Consider the following 20,335-nt stretch of genomic DNA (forward strand, 5'->3'; position numbering starts at 1 on the left):
GGTCGTCATGACGGGGCCGTTTCGGCCTGACTCTGCCCACTCGATTTAGCGAGGTGAATGCGGTGGCAACTCCCCAGAAGTCGCCGCGGACGGGCAGCGCCCGGTGACCACAGCGCTCCACCGAGTGACACGCACCGTCACCAAACCACGACCCCTCGCCCCGGTGACCGCGACCCTTCGTGCCATGTTCGGCACGAGCACCGAGATCCCCGGCCTCGCCCCCGATCTGGTCGTCGCCGACCCGTCCGGCTGGGCCCCCGCCGCCACTCTCGCCACCGAAAATCTCGACACCCTCCTCGACTCGGCCCGCCGCCGCTGGAACGCCCAGCCGCACGCCGCCGCCGCCCTGGCGTGGAAGGCGTACACGTACTGGCTGGCCCTTCCGGCCGTGCTCGGCTGGGCCTCGGCCCGCCGCGTCCCGCTGCTCACCGGCGACAACGTCCTCGTCCACTTCAACGACGAACGCCCGCTGGTGACCCTCGGCCTGCGCGCCGACACGCCCATCGCGGTCCTTCCCGGCGACCCGATCGCCGTCGCCGGCCTCCCGCAGATCCGGGTCGTGGCCGACGAGGAGGCCTTGCTCGCCGAGTTCCGGGCCGCGCTGCTCGACAACCACCTGACCCCGCTGCTGGACGCCATCCACGACCGGGTCCGCCTCGGCAAGCGCACCCTGCTCGGCTCCCTGAGCTCGGGCGTCGCCCAGGCCATCCTCCGCTCGGCCGACGTCATCCCCGGCCCGTCCGCCGACAACATCGCACTGCTCCACCGCACCCTCGGCGTCGACGGCCTGATCGACCTGGTCCCCGGCCCCAACGGCAAGCTCGAGGTCCAGCGCAAGACCTGCTGCCTGGCTTTCACACTGCCCAAACCCAAGGTTTGCCAGGGCTGCTGCATCAAGAGCTGACCCATTTCGTACGGATCGGCGAAAGAGCTCCGCTTCGACAAGCCCGGGCCGTCGTTGGTCTCCCTCCTCACGCGGCTGCCGGGCTGTCCTGCCCACTCGCGCTTCTTCCATCGGCCATCACGGCGGCGCTGAGCACCCGAACGATTACTTCCAGCGATCACGGGGCAGAAGTAGCTTGTTCCCCCTGGTCGAGTGTGGAGGGCCGAGTTGCAGGCGCAGATTTCTTCTTCGGACGACGCGGCGATCGACGCCTTGTACGCGTGGTTGTCGGCCGACCGGGAGTTGGCCGGCGTGGTGTCGCCGGGACCGGCGGATCCGACCGAGCTGGGCGGGTTCGACATCGACGTCGTGCTGACTCACATCGAGGCGATCGCGAGCCTGGCCATGTCGGTGGCGGCTTTCCTGCACAACCGGCCCGATCCGGAACGGCTGATCATCACCCGGCCCGACGGGGCGAAGCTCGAGATCCAGGGTGTCACCGAGAGCACGGCGGCCGAGATCGAGGAGTTCCTTCGCCCAGAAGAGGGGCCTGAAGAGCACATATGAGCCCCGAAGAAGCGGCGATGCCGGACCCCCGGAAGTCCCGGGCCGTCCTCATCGGGGTCAGCGACTACAGCCGGATGCATCCCCTCCCGGCGGTCGCGAACAACGTGAGGGACCTGGCCGCACTGCTGATCGACCCCGAGGTGTGGGGACTGCCGCGGGCCAACTGCGACGTCGTGCTCAACCCCAGGAGCGTCGACGAGGTTCTCGACGCCGTGCACCGGGCATCGACCGCGACCTCGGGAACTCTGCTGGTCTACTTCGCGGGGCACGGGCTGCGCGGCGCCAACGGCGAACTGCGGCTCGTGCTGCCCAGCGGTGACCAGCGGAATCTCTATCGGACGGTCGGGTTCGACGACATCCGCGACGACCTGCGGGCACCGGACGCCCGGGCCGCCGGCAAGGTTGTGATCCTCGACTGCTGCTACAGCGGTGCGGCCGACATGGGCCCGGCCGACCTGATCGAGGAGGTGGCCGGGCGGACGGCGATCGACGGCACCTACGTGATGACCGCGACCACCGAATCCCGGCGGGCACTGGTCCGCCCGGGCGCCAGGTACACGGTCTTCACCGGCGCTCTGCTGGACGTGATCCGCTCCGGCGTACGCAATGGTCCCCGGTTTTTGACCATGGAGACTCTCTTCCGCCAGGTCGCGGACCGGATCGGCTCGCGCGGTGAGCCGGCGCCGGAGCAGCGCAGCCGGGGCGATGGCCACCGGCTCGCCATCGTCCGGAACCGCTGGACTCCTCCTCCCGAGCCCGGCGCCGACGAGCCGCGCCGGGGAGCCGGGCGGATGCGGCAGTGGACGGCAGTCGCCGCTGCCGCGGTGGCATTGCTCGCGGTGGTCACGCTGATCTGGCGACCCTGGCGTGTCCGCGACTCACCCGACTCGTCCGTCGCGCCGATGCAGGCTCTGGTCTCTCAGCTGGACGGCAGCCATTCGACCGCGGAGCGGCGCGCGACCGTCACGGCCATCGGAGAGCTCGCGCGTAACGATGCGGCGAGCCGCCCGGCCGGGTGTGCGGCGCTTCAGAACTTCGTCGTCGACCTGCTGCCCTTCCCCCGGGTCGAGCCGTACAACGACCCGAAGCTGCCCCCGCTCGACTACCGCGCGCCGGACGTTCAGGACGCGGTCACCGAGCTGGGCGGCGTGCCGTGCCCGAACCTGAAGATGGCCGAGGTCGACCTGCGCATGGCCAAGCTCATCGGCGACTTCCGGTCGGCCGATCTGGGGTGGGCCTCGCTGTATCGGGCCGACGTCACCAAGGCCCGTTTCGAGAACGCGACGCTCACCGGCATCCACCTGTGGCAGATGAACGGCAAGGGAGTCTCGTTCGAGGGCGCGAACTTCGACGGCGCCGAGTTCTCCTACACGATTCTCGCGGGAGCGAACCTGCGCCGAGCCACCTTCAGGGCGCTCGTGGACCGCCGGACGAAGTTCTATTACACCGACCTGAGAGGCGCCGACCTCCGCGGCGCGCACCTCGAAGGCGCCGACCTGAGCATCGCCAAGATCGACGCCACCACGAAGTTCACCGGGGCCACGGCGGACGGTCAGACGCTGTGGCCCCCGAAGTTCGACTGGCGTAAGGCCGGGGTCACGACGTGATCAGCACTTCTTCCAGGCCACGCGGTAGACGGTCTCGATGTTGCCGTCGGTCGAGTCCATGGTCAGGAAACTGGTCGTCTTGGGATTGGACCAGCCCCGGCTCACCCGCAGCTCGGTGTTGACGTTGAGGTAGCGCTGGTCGCCGCAGCGCAGGAACGACAACGACTGGATGCCGACGCTGTCGCTGCGCACCCAGTCGCCGTCGGTCGGGCCGGTGAAATTGTGGCGGATGCGGGTGGACTGTCGCTCGCCCTGGAAGTAGTAGTTCGCACTCTGCGTCCCGGAAGCGCCCTTTTCCAAGTGGGCGAAGCCGCGGTAGTCGGCCCCGGCGATCGCGAAGGTGTAGCCCTGCGGGACATGCACGTTCAAGGCGAGCTGGCAGTTCTTGCGGAAGTCGGTCGGTTTCGTGCCGGCGCCGGTCTGCGCGGTGAATTGGCTGTAGGTGACGGTGAACGCCTTGTTGTCGGGTGAGACGGTCACGTCGGCGCTGCCCCAAGGGCAGCCGGAGCCGTTCGCGGCGGCTACGTCGATGACCATGTCGTCGCTCGGAACCGGCTTCGGTGCGGCGTGCGCCGGCGCTGCGCTCGCGATGAGCGAGGTGAACAGGAGGGCTCCGGTGGTGAGTGCCTTCAGCATGGTGATCCCTTTCCCCGTGGTGGCTTTTGCGGCTTATGTCGCTAGGAGAAGCCTGCCAAGCGCGATGGTCGGCCGAGTGCAAATGCGCAGGTCACGGCTGGTCAGCCGATCGCGCGGGGGCCGTTCGGCCGACGTGGACGAATGCCATCGAGTGACGGTGTGATCAATTCAGGGTCAGCCGAACGGGCGGCCACCCACTCATCTGGTCGGCCGAAAAGTCCGGGTTCCTCCTCGTCCTCCCTCTGCCTGCACAAACGTGCAAAAGGTACATTGCGGTTGCCGATCCGCGGCGCCCGCGACGACGCGAACCCACAGGGGGAAGGATCAGCATGCTGAAGGCACTCGCCACCGGAGCCACCCTGCTCGCCGCGCTGGCTGCCACCGGCGCGCCCGCACACGCCGCGCCCGCGCCCGGCCCGGCCGACGACATGGTCATCGACGTGGCGGCCGCCAACGGATCCGGTTGCCCGCTGGGCAGCGCCGAGGTCACGGTGTCGCCGGACAGCAAAGCGTTCACCGTCACCTACAGCGAGTTCACCGCGCAGGTGGGCCCGGACACCAAGCCCACCGACTTCCGCAAGAACTGTCAGCTCGCGCTGGACGTGCACGTTCCGCAGGGCTACACGTACGCCATCGCCAGCGCCGACTACCGCGGTTTCGTCCATCTGGAAAAGGGCGCCTCCGGCTCGGAGAGCGCGAACTACTACTTCCAGGGCGAGCGACAGTCCACCCGCATCCGCCACGACTTCACCGGCCCGGCCGACGGCGACTGGGTGCGCAGCGACAGCGTCGGCATCCAGTCGTTGTCGTTCCTGCCTTGTGGCGAGGAGCGCTACCTGAACATCAACACCGAGCTTCGGGTCAATCGCGGCTGGTCCAGTCCCAAGGCGACCAGTTTCCTGACCATGGACTCGACCGACGGCAACATCGAAACGGTCTACCACGTCGCCTGGAAGAAGTGCTGATCTGACGCGGCGGGAGCGGTCGCCCGCTCCCGCCTCGTGATCAGCCCAGGGCCCGCGCCAGAAGCGTGGCGATCTTCTGCTCGTCGATCTTGAGCAGGGCGAAGTACGTCGGCCACATGTCGCCGTCGTCCAGGGTCGCGTTGTCGCTGAAGCCGAGGGTGGCGTAGCGGGTCTTGAACTTGGCGCGGCTCTGGAAGAAGCAGATCATCTTGCCGTTGCGGTAGTAGGCCGGCATGCCGTACCAGAGCTTGGGGGTGAGCTCGGGCGCGTTGGCCCGGACGATGGCGTGCAGCTGCTCGGCCTGGACGCGGTCGGCGTCGGCCATCTCGGCGATCTTGGCCAGCACGTCGGGCTCGGTGTCGGCCTTGGCGCCCCGCTTGAGCTCCTTGGCCCGGTCCTTGATGGCGTCGCGCTCGGCGGTCGTGAAGTTGCTCATGACTTGCTCCTTATGGCTGACGAGATGTGATCTAGGGCGTTCGTGATGGTGATCGTGAGCAGGAGGGCGGCCAGCTCGCGCTGGTCGAAATGCTTGGCCGCGCGGTCCCAGACCTGATCCGGCACCGGGTCGGGGCCGGGGTCGATCACCGCTTCGGTCAGGGCCAGCGCGGCCCGTTCCTCCTCGGTGAAAGAGCCGTCTCGGGCATGGCAGCCGTCTCGGGCATGGCAGCCTTCTCGGGCGTGGCAGCCGTCTCGGGCGTGGCAGCCGTCTCGGGCGTGGCAGCCGTCTCGGGCGCGCCGACAGTCTCGGGCGTGGCAGCCGTCTCGGGTGCGGCGGCGGATGAGGGCCAGCAGCCGGTCGTCCAGTCCTACGGCGTCGACCGCCTGGCCGATCGCCGTCAGGGCCGCCGCGGCCTCCGGGATCAGGGCCGTGGGGTTCGGCATCCGTTCGGTCGCCATGGCCGCCTCCCTTCGTGGTGTGTCGTGCTGACGCCGGTAAGAGGACCATCTCGGCGAAGAGCGGCGCGCCTGCCGTGGGACACCGTGGGACAGCTGGGACCGGCCTGAGCTGGACAAACGTCGAAGCGATCCGTCACCGTGGGCCGGGACGATACGGTGTTGCGCGTGTCGGGGCCGCGGGAGAAGCTGGTCGCCCAGCTCGCGTCGATCAAGGAGCTGAGCGGTCTCAGCCTGCGCGCTCTCGCTCGCCGGGCCGAGCTGAGCAGCTCGTCGCTGTCGCGCTATCTGACCGGGCAGCTCGTGCCGCCGTGGGAGGCCGTCGTCGCGCTCTGCCGCGTGGCCGGCCGTGATCCGCGGCCGCTGCGGACGCTGTGGACGGCCGCGGGCGAGACGGAGGCCGCGCCGCCCCCGCGCCGCAACGACCTGCCGGCCGACCTGTTCGACTTCACCGGCCGCGAGGCCGAGGCGGCCCAGGTCGAGGAACTGCTGCGGACCGCCGGTACCGTGGCGGTCGACGGCATGGCCGGCGTCGGCAAGACCAGCCTGGCCGTGCACGTGGCTCATCGGCTGGCCGCGAAGTTCCCCGACGGTGCTCTCTACCTGGACCTTCAGGGCTTCACCCCAGGTCAAGAGCCTGTAGATTCCCAGACCGCGCTCGTACGCCTCCTCGACGCGCTAGACATCGCCCACGTCCCCGCGGACGCGGCCGCACTCTGGCGGTCGGAGCTCTCCCGCCGGCGCGCCCTTGTAGTCCTCGACAACGCGGTCGACGCCGACCAGGTGCGCCCCCTACTGCCCGGCGCCGGCCGATCCGCCGTGCTGATCACCAGCCGCAACCGCCTGATCAGCCTGGACGGCGTGCCCCCGGTGTCACTGCCGCCGTTGAGCGACGAGGCCGCAGCCGACCTGTTCGAAAGAGCAGCCGGCCTCAGCGTCAGCATTGGTGGCGGCAGCGGCAGTAGCGGCAGTGGCGGCAGCGGCGGTGGCCGTGACGGTGGCGGCAGCGGCGGTGGCCGTGACGGTGGCGGCAGCGGCGGTGGCCGTGATGGCGGCGGTGCCGAGGGGGATGCGGTCGGGCAGGTGCTGGCGCAGTGTGGCGGTCTGCCGCTGGCGCTGCGCATGGCCGGCGCTCGGCTCCGGCACCGTCCCGGATGGACGGTGGCTGTGCTGGCTGAGCGGCTGCGCGACACCGCCAACCGGTTCGACGCCGCCTTCGGCATGTCACTGAGGCAGCTCGACGACAATCAGCGCCGGCTGTTTCGCCTGCTCGGCGTGCTGCCCGGCACCGACTTCGACGCCGCGGCGGCGGGTGCGCTGATCGGCCGTCCGACCGACGCCGCCCTGGAGGAGCTGGTCGACGCGCACCTCGTGCAGGAGGTCAGGCCCGGCCGTTATCGAATGCACGATCTGATCCGCCAGTACGCGGCTGACCTGGCCGCCGCCGAGCCCGGCGCCGACGCCGCGGTGATGCGGGTGCTCGTTCACTATCTGAACCAGGCGGAAGAGCAAGACCTTCAGTGGCTCGACCTCGAATACGTCAACCTGGTCGCCTGCTTCGACGCGGCCGTGCGGCTGGCTGCGGACGAGATCGTCGTCGGGCTGCCGCAGGCCTTGCGACCGTGGTTCTTCCGCCATCGCGGCACCGACGATCAGATCCGCATGCTTGCCGCCGCCGCGGAGGCCGCCGGCCGGCTCGGGCGCGACGAGCAAAGGGCCGCGCTGCTGTCGGATCTCGGCTGGGCACACGCCGCGGCCGGCCGCCCGGCCGAGGCCCTGGCCGCGTACGAGGAGGCCACGCCCATCATCGAAGCGCTGGCCGCGAGTGAGGCAGTCACGCCGGGCGGTGAGGGGCTGGGCGCAAGCGGGGCGGCCGCGGTGCGCTATCAAGGGGTGGCTGCGGGGTTGGCGTTGCGGCGGGGACTCGTACACCGGGATCTCGAAGATTTTGAGGCCGCGCAGGCGGACTTTCGGCAGGCCCGGGCGCTGTTCGGGAAAGCGGGCAACCGCAGCGGGCTGTCGCAGGCGCTGGCCTTCGACGCGTGGGTGACGCTGCGTCTCGGGCGGCCGGAAGAGGCGGCCGAACTGGCCCGATCCTCGATCGAGGGGGCCGAGGGGCCCGCGAGGATCACCGGCTTGGTCACCCTGGGCGTGGCTTCGGCTTCTGAGCTCCCCGTACGGGAGGCGCTCGCGCTCGCCGAGCAGCACGATCTCCGGCACAACCAGGCATGGTGCCTGAACTACCTCGGCGTCGTGCTGCGGATGACGGGCCGGTTCGAAGAGGCGCTGGACAGCCATCGGCGGGCGTTGGAGCTGCTGGCCCCGCTGGCCGAGGTGCAGCTCGAACGTGAGTGCCGTCGCTGCTACGCCGAGACCGAGACCGCGTACCACCAGGCTTCGAGCTCGTCGTCTCGCTCCTCATCGGACGGCCGGTAGCCGGTCCGTGCGACGATCTCGCGCAGCGTCGCCACCGCCGGCATCTCGGCCAGCTCGTCGACAGAGAACACCACACCACCGACCAGCGTCTGATAGCCCAGCTCGTACCAGCCGGCGATCAGATCGGAGTCGCCCTGCGCCTCGGCCGCCACGGCCACGGCCACGGCCAGATCGATCAGCTTGACCTCACGGGGCGGCTCGGCGTGGTACGTGTGCTTCCGCCGGATGAGGATTTCCTCGACCCGGCCCTGCGTGTGCGAGCAGTCGAACCGGCGCTGGAACTCGTACAGGGCCACGAGCCAGTCCCGGACCCGCCCGTCTTCGGCCGGATAGTGCCGATCCAGCGCCACCACCGAGAGGTGGACGAGGTCCTCGATCTCATGCATCGACATGGGCGCATTATCCGGGGCGTTGCGTCGGGACGGTTGCGTTCTATGATGTCGATCTTCACAACGGGGGAAGAGGGTCCATGGTGGGCGTTCGTCGGTGGGTGGCTTCGGCGGCGGTCAGTGCGCTGGCCTGCGGTACGGCGGTCGGCGTGGGGGCCGGGCCGGCGCAGGCGGCGGCGGGTGCGCCGACCGGGTTGCGGACGGCGGGGCAGAGCTGCGCCGCCGAGGCCCCGGGGCCCTACCTCAGCCCGGCGCGGCTCAACGACGCCCAGGCGGTCGTGCTGACCGGGGCCGTCGCCGAGGCGGGCGAGGACGCGCAGGCCGACTTCCAGGTGTGGGATGTCGCGAAGCCGGACGAGCGCCAGCAGTGGCTGGGCGGCGCGGTCGCCGGCGACCAGGGCGCGTACGTGCAGCTCGAGGACTATTCAAAGCAGCTCGACGGCGTCACGTACGCCTGGCGGGTGCGCCTGCTGGACGGTTCGGGCGCCTCGGGGTGGAGCGACACCTGCTACTTCACGGTCGACCGGACCGGCGGGACTGAACCCGTCGTCACCTCGCCCGAATATGTGGACGGGGACGTGGACCTGCGGGGCGCCATCGGCGTTTCCGGAACCTTCGTCTTCACACCGACGACCGACGACGTCGTCGCGTACCGGTACCGGTTCTACTCCGGCGAGGCGTCGCAGGAGGCCGTGTGGGTCGACGCCGCCGCCGATCGGCTCGGAGCCCCGCTGACCGTCACCTGGGCGCCGAAGGTGGCGGGATACCACTCGATCACCGTCTACGCGGTCGATCGCGCGGGCAACCTGTCCCAGTTCGCCGAGAAGGCGTTCACGGTGCGGGAGACCCGGCCGTCGATCTTCTCGGCCGACTATTCCGAGTTCGGGCCGAACCTGGACTTCACCGTCGGCAAGCCGGGCGCGTTCCAGTTCAGCGGCACCGCCGGCGGCACGGCGTCGTTCGAGTGGTCCATCGACCAAGGTGGGCCGTCCGGGACAGCGCCGGCCGACGCGTCCGGCAAGGCGACCGTGATGATCGCGCCGACCCGTTCGGGACAGCAGACCTTGACCGTCCGGAGCATTGACCGGGATGGCACGAAGTCGCCGTCGCGGGACTACTCCTTCGTGGTCGACGACGGCCCGATCGTCACCGGCCCGTCCGGTGACGTGATCGTGGGGACGCCGGTCAAGCTCGCGGCGGCGCCCCGCGCGGAGAACGTCGAGGCGTACCTCTATTGGCCCGAGGACGGCGGTCTGTTCCCGCGGCCCGTGCAGAAGGTCACCGTCCCGGCCCGCGCCGACGGAACCGCCGAGATCACCTGGATTCCCACCCTCGCCGACCGCAACGTGGACGGGCTGCGGATTCAGAGCCGGAGCGCCGACGGCACCCTGTCCGTGCCGCGGTACCAGGCCGTGCGGGTGGACGAGGCGATCCCGGCGGTGACCCGTTCCGGCGGTGACGCGCCGGGTGAGACGGCCACCCTCACCGCGCGTACCCGGATGCCCGGGGTCGTGAAATGGACTGTGCAGGTGAATGGGGCCGAGACCGTCGAGCAGGACGTCGCGCCGGCCGCCGACGGCAGCGTCACCTTCCGGTACACGCCGACCGTTCGCGGCTATCACTCCGTCGGCTTCGTCGCCCACAACGCGCACGCCGCGACCACCCTCGGTGCGGCGGGCTGGACGGTCACCGACGCGCCCCGCATCACCTCGGCCGAGTTCCCGGCGCCCGGCTCGGGACGGATCGCGCCCGGCGCCTTCACCTTCACCCCGCGGCTGCCGGGCACGGTGCGGTACGAGTACTCGATCGACAGCACGGGCTACGTGAAGCTGCCCGCTCTGGCCAACGGCACCGCGGTCACGCCGGCCTGGACACCGGCCGCGGCCGGACGGCACCTCATCAACGTCCGGAGCTACGACGCCAAGGGCTATGCGTCGACCATCGCGAGTTACTTCTTCGACGTCGCGCCCGCGGCCGTCACCGTCACCGCGGTGGCGCCGGCCTCGGTGGCTGCCGGCGCGGTGCGGACCCTGACCGTCACCGGCACCCAGCTCCGGGCCAAGGACGTCGTCGACGTGACGCCGGCCGGCGGCAAGCCGATCACCGGCACGGTCCGGAGCACCTCGGCCGACGGCAAGAGCACGACCGTCGACGTGAACCTGGCCGGCGCGGCGCTCGGAAAGGCGACGATCACGATCCGGCCGTACGGGGCAGGGCAGTCGCCGGTCGTGCGGGCCGCCGCCTTCACGATCATCGCGGCGCCGGCCATGCGCGCGACCAAGGCGCCCACGATCACCGGCACGGTCGCGGTCGGCGGCACGGTCCGGCTCACCACCGGCACGTGGACGCCGGCGCCGACCGCCTACGCCTATCAGTGGATGGCGAACGGTGTCGCGATCAAGGGGGCGACCGGCGCCGCGTACGTCATCCCGGCCTCGCTGCTCGGCAAGCGCCTCACCGTGGTCGTGGCCGCCGCCCGTCCCGGATACACGCTGAACCGGGCGACCTCGGCCGCCACCGCCGCCGTGGCCAAGGGCCGCGCGCCCGCCCCGACGGCCCGGCTCCCGAAGATCACCGGTACCGCCAAGGTGGGCCGCACGCTGACCGCCGACCCCGGCGCCTGGAACCTGAAGCCGGACGCGTACCGCTACGAGTGGCGGCTGAACGGCAAGCTCATCCAGAACGGCTCCGTCCGTACGCTCAAATTGACCGCCGGCATGCGCGGCAAGAAGGTCATGGTCACGGTGGTGGCCCGCAAGGCCGGCTACAACGACGGCCGGTCGACCACCAGAGCGGTCACCGTGGCGAAGTGACGTTCGACACGCTCTCAGGTTGATCAATGCCCTGAGCAGGGACGTTTCCGCAGGTCCTCAGCCATTGGTCGATGTGCTCAAAAGGAAGCTGACAAGCTGAAAACCTGATGCATGCGGTCGGTGTGTAATGCAACTATCGCCGTCTGCTGAGCGCGCGCGGCCCTTCTGACCTGCGGGCGCGTCGATGCCGGAAGCCAACCCTGGAGTTTTCCGTGACAGAACAAGCCGCCGCGCCACCCAACAAACTCGACGCCAGCGTCTTGAAGATCGCCGGTGTCGTGGTCCTCGGCGCGATCATGTCGATTCTCGACATCACGGTGGTCAGCGTCGCGCTGCCCACCTTCCAGACCGAGTTCGACGCGACGTACGCCGAGGTCGCGTGGACCATGACGGGGTACACGCTGGCCCTGGCCACCGTGATCCCGCTCAGCGGCTGGGCCGCCGACCGGTTCGGCACCAAGCGGCTCTACATGCTCGCGCTGTTGTTGTTCACGCTCGGTTCGGCGCTCTGCGCGACCGCGGGGTCGATCGAGCAGCTGGTCGGCTACCGGGTGCTGCAGGGCCTCGGCGGCGGCATGCTGATGCCGATCGGCATGACGATCATGACGCGGGCGGCCGGCCCGGAGCGGATCGGCCGGCTCATGGCCGTGCTCGGCGTGCCGATGCTGCTCGGCCCGATCGGCGGCCCGATCCTCGGCGGCTGGCTGATCGACGTCGCGAGCTGGCACTGGGTCTTCCTGATCAACATTCCGATCGGCGCCATCGCGCTGGTCTACGCGTACGTCGTGCTGCCCAAGGACGAGCCGCACCCCTCGGAGTCCTTCGACTTCGTCGGCATGCTCATGCTGTCGCCGGGTCTGGCGCTTTTCCTGTACGGCGTCTCGTCGCTCCCGGAGACCGGCACCATCACCGCGGCCAAGGTGTGGGTGCCCATGCTGGTCGGCGCGCTCCTGGTGATCGGCTTCGTCCTCTACTCGTTCAAGCCGCGCCACCCGCTGCTCGACCTGCGGCTGTTCCGCAACCGCAGCCTGACGATCGCGACCATCTCGCTGTTCGTCTTCGTCATCGCGTTCATGGGCGCCGGCCTGCTCTTCCCGAGCTACTTCCTGCAGGTGCGCGGTGAGTCGACGCTCAACGCCGGTCTGCTCATGGCCCCGCAGGGCCTGGGCGCGATGCTGACCATGCCGATCGCCGGCATGCTGGCCGACAAGGTGCCGGTGGGCCGCACGGTGCCGTTCGCGATGGCGCTGATCGCGGCCGGCTTCTTCACCTTCACCCAGGTCGGCACCGACACGTCGTACGTGCTGCTGTGCGGCTCGCTGTTCGTGATGGGTCTCGGCATGGGCGGCACGATGATGCCGATCATGACGTCGGCGCTGCGGACGCTGTCGCACGCCGAGGTGGCCCGCGGGTCCACGTTGGTCAACATCCTCCAGCAGATCGGCGGCTCGATCGGCACCGCGATCATGTCGGTGATCCTGACCAGCCAGCTCAACGGCTCGGCCGAGATCCCCGGCCTGACCAACCCGAACAACGGCGAGCCGATCACCGAGGCCGGCGCGGCCATCGCCGTGCAGCAGGGCGCCCAGATCCCGCTGCCGCCGGAGATCCTCCAGCGCGGCCTGCAGTGGGCGGCCGACTCGTTCGCCACCACGTTCTGGGTGGGCTTCCTGCTGACGCTGGCGACGCTGATCCCGATCGCCTTCCTGCCGAAGAAGCGGATCGCCAAGGACGAGAGCGGCGAAGGGGCTGTCGAACCGCCCGTTCTGATCCATTAAGGATCGTTAAGAAGGCCGTGGCCCCGTTTCGCTGAGCGAAGCGGGGCCATGCTTTTACCTGCGGCAATGCCTGTTCGTTACCTGAAAGTGAATTGATCGTCATTCGAGATCCATAATCTCCGACGGATCAACGTCCATCGGAGGAATAATCTCTATGCGTCGATATAAACGCAGCGTGGCCGCGACCGGCCTCGTCACCGCGCTCGGCCTGACGATGGCCGGACCGGCCGTCGCCGCCGACGCGACGCCGTACATCAGTGAGATCCACTACGACAATGTCGGCACCGACAGCGGCGAGGCGATCGAGATCCAGGCCCCGGCCGGATTCGACCTGAGCGGCTGGCAGCTCGCCCTTTACAACGGCTCCAACAACGCTGTGTACAACACCGCCACGCTGAGCGGCGCCGTTCCGGCGGCCGGCGTGGTCGTGCAGAACTACCCCACCGACGGCCTCCAGAACGGCGCCCCCGACGGCGTCGCCCTGGTCAAGCCGGACGGCTCGGTCGCCGAGTTCCTCTCCTACGAGGGCACGATGACCGCCGCCGGCGGTCCGGCCTCGGGACAGACCAGCGTCGACATCGGCGTCGCCGAGACCGCGTCCACACCGGTCGGCCAGTCGCTGCAGAAGATCGACGGCAAGTGGCAGGCGCCCGCCGCGAGTTCCTTCGGCGCGGTGAACGGGACCACGCCGGAAGAGCCGGAGGAGCCGCAGCCCGGCTGCACCACCGGCGTCACCAACACGATCGCCGAGGTGCAGGGCGCCGGCGCGGCCACCCCGCTGCCCGGCAGCAAGGTCACCGTCGAGGGTGTCGTGACCGCCGACCACCGCACGGGCGGCTACAACGGCGTCTACATCCAGACGGCCGGCAGCGGCGGCGACCGGCCGGTCGCCGCGGACAAGGCCTCCGACGCGATCTTCGCCTACTTCACCACCAACACCGCGATCCACCCCACTGTCGCCGTCGGCGACCTGGTGCGGGTCACCGGCACGCTCAGCGAGTTCAACGGCCTGACCGAGCTCACCACCGCGGCCAAGGCCGACGTGCAGGTCTGCGCGAGCAACGCGCCGCTGCCGTCGCCGGTCGCGCTGAGCCTGCCGCTGGACGACGCCGCCCGCGAGTCGGTCGAGGGCATGCTGGTCGCCCCGGTCGGCACCTTCACGGTCTCCGACGTCTACAACACCAACCGCTACGGCGAGGTCATCCTGGCCGCCGGTGACAAGCCGGCTCGCGTGCCGACCGACGTCGCCCGGCCCGGCACCGACGCCAACGCCAAGGTGAAGGCGGCCAACAAGGCCGCCCGCATCCTGCTCGACGACGGGAAGAGCACCAACCTGTCGAGCGCCGGCCTCGCGCCGCCGTACCTGGCCAAGAACGACCCGGTCCGGGTCGGTGACACCGTCGAGAAGTTCGGCCCGGCGGTGCTCGGCTACAGCCTCAACGACTGGCGCCTTCAGCCGACCACCCCGGTCGACGCGGACACCGCGGCGGCCGCGCGCACCACGTTCAAGGACACCAACCCGCGTACGACCGCTCCGGCCAACGTCGGCGGCGACATCAAGGTCGCCAGCTTCAACGTGCTGAACTACTTCGTCCACTTCGGTGGCGAGGCCCGCGGCGCCACCGACGCGGCGGCGCTGGCCAAGCAGCAGTCCAAGATCGTCTCGGCGATCACCTCGCTCGACGCCGACGTGGTCGCGCTCATGGAGATCGAGAACTCGGTCCGCTTCGAGCCGAACGACCCCCAGGTGGCGCTCAAGACCCTGGTCGGCGCGCTCAACGAGGTCGACGGGGTGGGCACGTGGGACTACGTGCGCTCGCCGGCCGAGCTGCCGAGCGCGGCCGAGCAGGACTTCATCACCACGGCCATCATCTTCAAGCCGGCCAAGGTGGCGACCAAGGGCGCGTCGAAGTCGCTGAGCGACGAGACGGTGTGGGCCAACGCCCGTGAGCCGATCGCGCAGACCTTCACCGCCGGCACGGCGACCTTCACCGTGGTCGCCAACCACCTCAAGTCCAAGAGCGCGTCGGTCACGCCGACCGGGGACAACGTCGACACCGGTGACGGGCAGGGCGCGTACAACGGCGACCGGGTGCGGCAGGCGAAGGCGCTGGCCACCTTCGTCGACGGGCTGAAGACCTCCAGCGGCAGCGACGAGGTGCTGCTGCTGGGCGACTTCAACGCGTACACGCAGGAAGACCCGATGCAGGCCCTCTACGACGCGGGCTACAGCGACCTGCACTCCACGTTCGCCCCGGACAAGAACTCGTACGTCTTCAGCGGCGAGTCCGGCTCCCTCGACCACGCTCTCGCGACGGGCGCGATGGCCAAGCGGGTCACCGGCGTGGACATCTGGAACATCAACTCGGGTGAGTCCTTCGCGTACGAGTACGACGGCTACGCGCCGTTCTACGCCCCGGACCCGTACCGGGCCAGCGACCACGACCCGGTGGTCATCGGCCTGAAGACCAAGCAGGGCCCGGTCGACCTCCAGCTGCTCAGCGTCAACGACTTCCACGGACGGCTCGAGCAGCCGACCGCCGGCAACGGCGGTGCCGCCCAGCTCGTCGGGATGGTCAACGCCCTGCGCGCGCAGAACCCCAACACCGCGTGGGTCTCGGCCGGTGACAACATCGGCGCGTCCACCTTCATCTCGGCGATCGACGGCGACAACCCGACGATCGACGCGTTGAACAGCGGCGGCCTGGCCGTCTCGGCCGTCGGCAACCACGAGTTCGACAAGGGCCTGGCCGACCTGACGGGCCGCGTCGAGGACCGGGCCAACTTCCCGTACCTGGCCGCGAACGTCTACAAGGACGGTCAGCGGGTCCTGCCCGGCTACAGCGTGCAGACGGTCGGCGGCGTCAAGGTCGGCTACATCGGCGTCGTCACCGAGCAGACCAAGTCGCTGGTCAGCCCGGACGGCATCGCCGGCGTCGAGTTCCACGACCCGGTCGCCGAGGCGAACACCCTGGCCCAGCAGCTCTCCGACGGCAACGAGGCGAACGGCGAGGCCGACGTGCTCGTGCTGCTCGCCCACGAGGGCGCGGCCACCGCGAACATCGGCTCGGCCGAGGCGCTGCAGAACGACCCGGTCTTCGGGAACTTCACCAAGGTCGACGCGAACATCGACGTCATCTTCAGCGGCCACACCCACCAGCCGTACGCCTTCGAGGTTCCGGTTCCCGGCACCGACCGGACCCGTCCGGTCATCCAGGCCGAGGACTACGGCCTCAAGCTCGGCAAGGCCGTGCTGACCTACGACCCGGCCACCAAGTCGGTCACCAAGTCGACGGCCGAGCTGCTCAACGTCACCGGATATCCGGCCGACGCCGCGGTCGCCGACATCGTGACCAAGGCCAAGGCGACCGCCGAGGAACTCGGCAAGCAGCCGCTCGGCAGGATCACCGCGGACATCAACCGCGCCTACACGGCGGCCGGCGCCGAGGACCGCGGCTCCGAGTCGGTGCTGGGCAACTTCATCGCCGACGTCCAGCTCGACCAGACCAGCGCTCCCGGCCGGGGCGGCGCGCAGATCGCCTTCATGAACCCGGGCGGCCTGCGGGCGGACCTCAAGTACGGCACGGACGGCACGGTCACGTACGCGAACGCGTTCTCGGTCCAGCCGTTCGCCAACGACGTCGTCACCCAGACCCTCACCGGCGCCGAGATCAAGCAGGTGCTGGAGGAGCAGTGGCAGCCGGCCGGGGCGTCCCGCCCGGTGCTGCACCTGGGCTCGTCGAAGGGGCTCACCTACTCCTACGACGTGAACCGGCCGCAGAACTCGCGGATCATCGCCTCGAGCCTGAAGCTCAACGGCGTCACCCTCGACCCGAACGGCGAGTACCGCGTCACCAGCAACTCGTTCCTGGCCGCGGGCGGCGACAACTTCGCCACCCTGGGCAAGGGCGACAACAAGGTGACCACCGGCGACAACGACCTCACCATGCTGGTCAACTACTTCGCCAAGTACACGCCGATCACCGCCGACCCGAAGCCCCGCTCGACCGCGGGCGTTCTCGACAGCACGGCGCCCACGGGCAAGTTCGCTCTCAACGGGGCGGCCGTCGCCCTCTGGGCCGGTCAGTCGGCGACGCTGACCCAGGTCGACCTCAACGACGACGTCAGCGCCGTCGCGGCGATCAAGCGGGTGGTGGACTGGGGTGACGGCAGCACGCCGGAGACCCTGGCCGCGGGCACGACGACCGCGGCGCACAAGTACGCCAAGGCCGGCACGTACACGGTGTCGGTGACGCTCACGGACGAGGCGGGCAACAGCGCCGCGGCCGCGTTCATGGGCGCCCCCACGGTCAAGGTGTCGGCGCAGCCCTCGGGCCGTGCCGTGCTCACGCCGTCGTCGATCTGGGCCGGCCAGTCGGCCTCGCTCGCCGTCGGCCCGGTGACCGGCGCGACCAAGCTCGTCGTCGCGTGGGGCGACGGCGGCGCGACCACCGTCTCCGCCAAGGGCGAGGTCGTGAAGCACGCCTACACCAAGGGCGGCACCTTCAAGGTGACGGTCACGCCGTGGAACGCGGCCGGCACCGGCACCGCGGTGACGGCCGGCTCGGTCAAGGTCACGGTCGACACCGTCGCCCCGGCGGCCTCGCTGATCGTGCCGTTCCGCGCCGACCGGGCGTCCTCGTGGACGAAGGTCTCCGGCCTGGCCGCCGACCGCGGCCTCGGCATCGCCAAGGTGCAGGCCAAGCTGGTCCAGGAGCGCTCGGGCAAGTGGTACTACTTCGACGGCGCCAAGTGGGTCAAGGCGGCGTCGCAGTCGCAGGCCACGGCCAAGGCCAAGGTGCTCACGGACACCACCCTCAGCGCGGGCATCGTCTGGAGCATCCCGGTCAAGGGCGTCGCCAAGGGCACCCTGAAGGTCACCTACTGGGCGGCCGACAAGGCGGGCAACTCGTCGGTGTCGAGGACCTACTCGGTGAAGGTCACCAAGTAACGTCCCCTGTGTGGAGATAGCGCCGTTCCGTCCGGCCGCTCGCGTCGTCTGTGTCGACGCGGGCGGCCGGATCCTTTTGATGCGCTGGCGGGACCCGCACGACGGCTCGTACCTGTGGGAGCCACCGGGCGGCGGCATCGAGCCCGGTGAGACGCCGGCCGAGACCGCGCGGCGCGAGCTGTTGGAGGAGACCGGCCTGACCGCGGAGGTCGACGGCCCCGGTCTCGACGTCCAGCGCGACACCACGTGGAAGGGCCGCCGCTACATCGGCCCGGAGCAATGGTTCCTGGCCACCTTCACCACCGACGAGCCGGCGATACGCCGGGACGGCCTCCTGGACTACGAACAGGCCGACCTCGACCGGCACGCCTGGATGCCCTGGAGCGAGCTGCTCACCACAACGGAAAGGGTCGAGCCGCCGGAGCTCCTCGCGGTGCTCCGGCGGCTCGACCCTGAAGGCCCGTGGGCCGCTACTTCGTGAAGGTGAAGTAGTAGTACGGGCTGTAGTTCGTGTAGTTGACCGAGTCACCCGAGGTGGTGGTCAGGTAGCCGGCGCGGGCCCGGTACTTGGCGCCGACCGGGTGGGTGCCGGTCAGCGTGAAGGCCGACTGGCCCTTGGTGTTGAGGGGCAGGTCGAGCACGCGCCAGACCTTCCACTTGCCGCCCGAGACGACCTCGAGGGTCAAACGCTGCTTACGGCCCGGGTACGGGTTGATGGTCGTCAGGAAGTAGGGGTGCACGTTCGCGTGGTAGTAGCGGTAGGGCACCGTGCCGATCTTGGCCGCCTTGTACTGCCGTGACGGCTGAAGGGCGACGGAGGCCCGCGTGTTGAGCACGGAGCGGGCCGAGGTCGGCCCGTACTTCGCGTCTCCGGTGAATTTGACCAGCACCGCGGTGGTGCGGGTCAGTTTCAGCGAGGCGGTCAAGTTGCCCTTGGCGTCCACGTTGGTCCAGCGCAGCAGCCGCTGCGGCTCGGTGCCGTACGGGTCGGCCCAGATCTGCACCGCGCGGTTGTTGAAGGTCGTACCGAGGTGGGCGGTCAGGGTGACCGTCGCGCCGTAGTTGTTGACCGTGTTGTTGTGGCTCAGCGTGAGCGCGGGTGTGTTCTGCACCGTGACGCTCGCCGAGGCCGAGGCCGGAGCGATCGAGTCGGTTCCGGCGTAGACGACGGTGTAGTCGTAGACGAACGTCTCGGGGCGCTTGTCGACCAGGGTGAACTGCCCGGACGCGTTGGCGGTGGCCGTGGCGACCAGGAACTTGTCGCCCGGCGAGTTCGAGTCGCAGTAGAGCTCGACGCGGGCGCCGGGCTGGCTGACCTTGCCGGTGAACTGGATGGCGCTTCCGGGCGCGGCGATGGCCGGGGCGCTGAGGCTGATGGTGCTCCGGACCGGCGTGGAACCGTGGATCGCGTGGAACCGCCAGTCCTCGCCGACGTTGCCGATGGCGAAGAGCCGGCTGCCGCCCGGCTCCCAGGCGGTCCACCAGACCGCCTGGTCATTGTCGACCGTGAATTTCTCGGCCGCGGCCTGCGAGCCGGCCGGCGAAATGGTGATGTCGGCCGTGCCGTCGTAGTTGCCGTAGCCGAACGCGACTCGCCCGTCGGTGTTGATGTCGATCGCCTGGGGACGGCAGATGCCGTTGTCGTAGGCGGTGGTCTTGGCGGCCGGGTCGGTGATCGGCGCCTTCCAGATCGGGCACTCGTTGCCGAAGCCGATCAGGGTGGAGCCGTCCGGGGTGAGCTTGGCGTCGCGCAGCGTGCCGTCGCCGAACCGGCTCTTGGTCTTCAGAACCGCGTCGCCGCTGGACACGTCGTAGACGAGGACGTCACCGTTGCCCACTGAGTAGCGCCAGGCGTTGGCGAGGACCAGGGTCCCCGGTGCGCCTGGGGCAGTGAGCAACAGGGGATTGACCCAGGCGTCGTTGTCGAGGTCGTGCAGGGTCGTCTCACCCGTGGCCGGGTCGAGGGAGCCCATGCCGCCGTCGTACGCCATCCAGACCTTGCCGCTGGTAACGGCGATCTGGCGCGGCCAAACCTGCTGGCCCAGCTCGTAAGTGCGCTTGGGGCTCAGGGTCGCCGCGTCGAAGGCGGTGATCTGGTGTTCGTCCGGGGACGCGACGTAGACGGTGGCATAGTCGGGCGAGAGCGTCACCGCGCCGGCGTTCCACCCGGCCGGAACGGACTTCTGCACCCCACCGAAGTACGACAGCGAGAGCAGCGAGTTGGCCGACGGGTTGGTGACCAGGACCCGCTTGTGCAGCGGGTCGACGGCCATCCCGCCCACTCCGGCGATCGGGAGATAGGCGCCTTGCCCGAGTGCGGTAGGCACCGCCGCGGCGGCGGCCGGCGCGGCGACGGAGACGGCGGCCGTGCAGGCGACCGCCGCGGCCGTCAGAGCAGCTCGAAGCTTCATCATCC

Annotated in this window: 14 protein-coding genes; 9 read left to right on the forward strand and 5 right to left on the reverse strand. The window is 69.8% G+C overall.

Annotation, left to right across the window (positions count from 1 at the left end):
• Positions 1-184: 184 nt before the first annotated feature.
• The 3 genes from CRP55_RS00130 to CRP55_RS00140 all read left to right on the forward strand — a co-directional run bounded on the left by CRP55_RS00130 (position 185) and on the right by CRP55_RS00140 (position 3,057).
• Positions 185-904 (forward strand): ferric iron reductase, encoded by a 720-nt coding sequence (locus tag CRP55_RS00130; RefSeq protein ID WP_097318636.1) that lies wholly within the window; start codon positions 185-187, stop codon positions 902-904.
• 207 nt (positions 905-1,111) lie between these two features.
• The gene (locus CRP55_RS00135) at positions 1,112-1,450 is read left to right on the forward strand and encodes an effector-associated constant component EACC1 (protein WP_097317403.1); all 339 of its coding nucleotides are present in this window, start codon (positions 1,112-1,114) and stop codon (positions 1,448-1,450) included.
• A gap of 17 nt (positions 1,451-1,467) precedes the next feature.
• Positions 1,468-3,057, forward strand: coding sequence for a caspase, EACC1-associated type (locus CRP55_RS00140; RefSeq protein ID WP_179854954.1), 1,590 nt, complete (start codon positions 1,468-1,470; stop codon positions 3,055-3,057).
• Here the strand turns inward: CRP55_RS00140 and CRP55_RS00145 are convergent, their stop codons facing one another.
• A complete protein-coding gene (locus CRP55_RS00145; RefSeq protein ID WP_097317405.1) occupies positions 3,058-3,693 on the reverse strand; it encodes a DUF4360 domain-containing protein in 636 nt (211 codons plus the stop codon).
• A gap of 329 nt (positions 3,694-4,022) precedes the next feature.
• Here CRP55_RS00145 and CRP55_RS00150 point away from each other — a divergent pair, with 329 nt between their 5' ends.
• A complete protein-coding gene (locus tag CRP55_RS00150) occupies positions 4,023-4,658 on the forward strand; it encodes a DUF4360 domain-containing protein (RefSeq protein ID WP_097317406.1) in 636 nt (211 codons plus the stop codon).
• A gap of 40 nt (positions 4,659-4,698) precedes the next feature.
• On the opposite strand, the gene CRP55_RS00155 is transcribed toward CRP55_RS00150, so the two are convergent.
• The gene (locus CRP55_RS00155; protein WP_097317407.1) at positions 4,699-5,094 is read right to left on the reverse strand and encodes an iron chaperone; all 396 of its coding nucleotides are present in this window, start codon (positions 5,092-5,094) and stop codon (positions 4,699-4,701) included.
• Positions 5,091-5,555 carry a carboxymuconolactone decarboxylase family protein gene (locus CRP55_RS54265; protein ID WP_097317408.1) on the reverse strand — a complete coding sequence of 155 codons (465 nt, stop codon included), beginning with the start codon at positions 5,553-5,555 and terminating at the stop codon, positions 5,091-5,093. Before CRP55_RS54265 ends, CRP55_RS00155 begins: the two co-directional genes overlap by 4 nt.
• Before the next feature lie 165 nt (positions 5,556-5,720).
• Between CRP55_RS54265 and CRP55_RS00165 the strand changes: the two genes are divergently transcribed.
• Positions 5,721-7,988 (forward strand): ATP-binding protein, encoded by a 2,268-nt coding sequence (locus CRP55_RS00165; RefSeq protein WP_342751498.1) that lies wholly within the window; start codon positions 5,721-5,723, stop codon positions 7,986-7,988.
• Here the strand turns inward: CRP55_RS00165 and CRP55_RS00170 are convergent.
• Positions 7,916-8,380: a hypothetical protein gene (locus CRP55_RS00170; RefSeq protein ID WP_218853972.1), complete on the reverse strand. Its 465-nt coding sequence runs from the start codon at positions 8,378-8,380 to the stop codon at positions 7,916-7,918. The two genes, CRP55_RS00165 and CRP55_RS00170, sit on opposite strands and share 73 nt — an antisense overlap.
• 77 nt (positions 8,381-8,457) lie before the next feature.
• Here CRP55_RS00170 and CRP55_RS00175 point away from each other — a divergent pair, with 77 nt between their 5' ends.
• The 4 genes from CRP55_RS00175 (at position 8,458) to CRP55_RS00190 (ending at position 18,400) form a co-directional block, all read left to right on the forward strand.
• Complete coding sequence (locus tag CRP55_RS00175; protein WP_143234341.1) at positions 8,458-11,190, forward strand: hypothetical protein; 2,733 nt, start codon at positions 8,458-8,460, stop codon at positions 11,188-11,190.
• A gap of 212 nt (positions 11,191-11,402) precedes the next feature.
• Entirely contained in the window at positions 11,403-12,968 is a 1,566-nt protein-coding gene (locus CRP55_RS00180) for a DHA2 family efflux MFS transporter permease subunit (protein ID WP_097317411.1), read from the forward strand.
• A gap of 175 nt (positions 12,969-13,143) precedes the next feature.
• Complete coding sequence (locus CRP55_RS00185; protein ID WP_245922704.1) at positions 13,144-17,919, forward strand: ExeM/NucH family extracellular endonuclease; 4,776 nt, start codon at positions 13,144-13,146, stop codon at positions 17,917-17,919.
• Positions 17,920-17,929: 10 nt separating this feature from the next.
• Complete coding sequence (locus tag CRP55_RS00190) at positions 17,930-18,400, forward strand: NUDIX hydrolase (RefSeq protein WP_438865741.1); 471 nt, start codon at positions 17,930-17,932, stop codon at positions 18,398-18,400.
• On the opposite strand, the gene CRP55_RS00195 is transcribed toward CRP55_RS00190, so the two are convergent.
• Entirely contained in the window at positions 18,390-20,333 is a 1,944-nt protein-coding gene (locus CRP55_RS00195; protein ID WP_143234343.1) for a YncE family protein, read from the reverse strand. The two genes, CRP55_RS00190 and CRP55_RS00195, sit on opposite strands and share 11 nt — an antisense overlap.
• Between the last annotated feature and the right edge of the window lie 2 nt (positions 20,334-20,335).

It is taken from the genome of Paractinoplanes atraurantiacus, assembly GCF_900215205.1.
GTDB lineage: Bacteria > Actinomycetota > Actinomycetes > Mycobacteriales > Micromonosporaceae > Actinoplanes > Actinoplanes atraurantiacus.